The sequence below is a fragment of the Trichococcus sp. genome (genome assembly GCF_049589555.1).
Classification (GTDB): domain Bacteria; phylum Bacillota; class Bacilli; order Lactobacillales; family Aerococcaceae; genus Trichococcus.
Map to the genome: position 1 here is coordinate 1 of NZ_JBAWAZ010000171.1, position 2,117 is coordinate 2,117.

Sequence of the window (2,117 nt, forward strand, 5' to 3'; positions counted from 1 at the left end):
ATCCGGTTTGATGCCATTATGCGGACAAAACGGCGGTGCCAAGAACAAGATCACCTTGGCGCTGTCATCCCCTGTCGCATGCTCCAAAGCGTCGATCACCCGGAAGCCGAATGCGCGTTTGTCCTCGCTACCGTATTTATTTAACGTGTCCGAGATGACTGTAGACGTATCGACACCCTTTTGCGAACAATCCCGCAAATAATCTTCGAAAAGCAGGACTTTCACCTCATGCTCGATTGTACCGATTGGGACGCCGACTCTGGCACGATATTCGGCAAGTCGGGCATCCAATTTATCCGACACTTCCCGGACGGCTTCCTCGGCTGCACCGTGCAATACCGTCAGCACCTCCGTAACGGAGCGTTCGTACAGGAAAGTGTTGAAATACAGATGCGCCACTTTTGCCGTTTGGACATTGTAGAAGTCTTTGCAGTCCCGCTGCTGGAGAGCGGATGACGGCAGTACCTCTTCGTCGTCGATCAGCTCGCACAAGTCGGGGTTCGTGTTGATCGCCAAATTGATGGCACTGGAAAGCAGCGTCGGATCGATGCCCTGCAACGTGCTACCCACATGCGTTTCGCGACCTTTTATGTAAAAACAAGGGAGGATTTTCCCGGCAGCACCCGTATACAGATAGCGCGTGTCATCCCCCTCATACAACGGCGAGACAAAATCAGTGTTGACCGCAATGACGAACTCATATCCCTTCCGCTTGAACGCCAGCAGTTCAGGAAGGGAAGCAATGACGCCTGTATGATCGTTCTCCTCCACGGGATTCCCCATCAACAGCAAGTTGAATGGGAGTTGTTCCGGATTTAACGAATAATGCAGCAGGTTCGCCAGATGCACAGCCATCCCGCTCTTCATGTCCAGCATGCCGCGCCCGAATGCCCACTCCCCGGACAATGCATCCCTTTGAACCTCGGCATCCGCTTCGTAATTCTCAAAAAAACGCAGCAGACGATCCGGCGAAAAAGCATCTGGTTTTCGCTTTCCGAAATCCTCGACGCCGACCGTATCGATATGGGCATGCAGCAAGACGATCTTCTTCGAATCAGCTTTGGGAAGAAATGCGAACACATTTCTCCGCTGCAACGGGTCATTCAGCAACAGCGCCTCCCAGACCAGGTCGGGGTGCTCCTGAAAATAAGGGAAACTCGACAGGATTTCAAACACCCGTCTGCTGATGTCCGCTTCACCATGAGCGGAACTGTTCACGCTCGGGAGTTGGACGAGCTCTTTTGCCAATGCTGCTATTTGTTGCGGTTGCGGCAGATTTTTGATTTTCTCGTACATATTGTTACCCCCTATGCGTTCATTCTTCTAAGAGGAAAGGTCATACAATGGATGCCTCCCCCTAATTTCAGCAGCTCAGTCAACTCGATTTCATGGACGGTGAGTCCTTTCTTGCGCATCTTTTCATTGATGCTCCGATTCTGGGTCAGGGAAATCACTTCGTCACGTCCGATCGCCTGGACATTGTAGCCATGGCGGAAAATCGTGGGTTCGTCATCTGTGATCAATTCGATCTCCATGTTCTTCAATAACGCGACAAAAACTTTAGGCAAATCTGCATAACCGATCGCCACCTTGGGAGCAACCAAGTTAAAGCACATATCCAAATGGAGGTAGCGCGGATCCATCTCAACGGGATGCACCTCATAACCCAAGGGCTTCAGAATATCCGTAATCTGGCCGAATCCCTCCGCATTCGTCCGATCCAGCATACCGATGGCGACGGTGCGTTCGTCCAGGAAGGCAAAGTCCCCGCCCTCAAAGACGCCCATCCCTGAGACTTCCCCCAATAATGGAACGCCCAACTCGGCCATCTTTTCTTCGTAGGCTGCTGTTTCCGGCAAGCGGATGTCATTTTTGAATTTTCCGAGTATGTAGCCTTCGTTCACACAGCCCCCAAAATCCCGGGCGAACACGGCATGCGGTAGGATTTCATCCTTTTCCATCAGTTCGACGGAAATGCCCAAACTTTCATATAATGCCTTGAGATCTTGGAATTCCTTATGAACGCGCCCTTCATCTATATGCTGCATGTTCCAATTTTTTGAAATTTCATTGATTTGTTCTGCCTGATGGACATGATTGGGTTTTGAAAGCAAAAC

General features: G+C 50.8%; 2 protein-coding genes. Both read right to left on the reverse strand.

Going from position 1 to position 2,117, the window contains the following annotated elements:
* The coding region (locus WBV27_RS06805; protein ID WP_424200575.1) for a peptidase M20 at window positions 1-1,296 on the reverse strand (1,296 nt) is incomplete at its 3' end.
* A gap of 11 nt (window positions 1,297-1,307) precedes the next feature.
* A partial coding sequence (locus WBV27_RS06810) for a dimethylarginine dimethylaminohydrolase family protein (protein WP_424200577.1) occupies window positions 1,308-2,117 on the reverse strand: 810 nt, incomplete at its 5' end.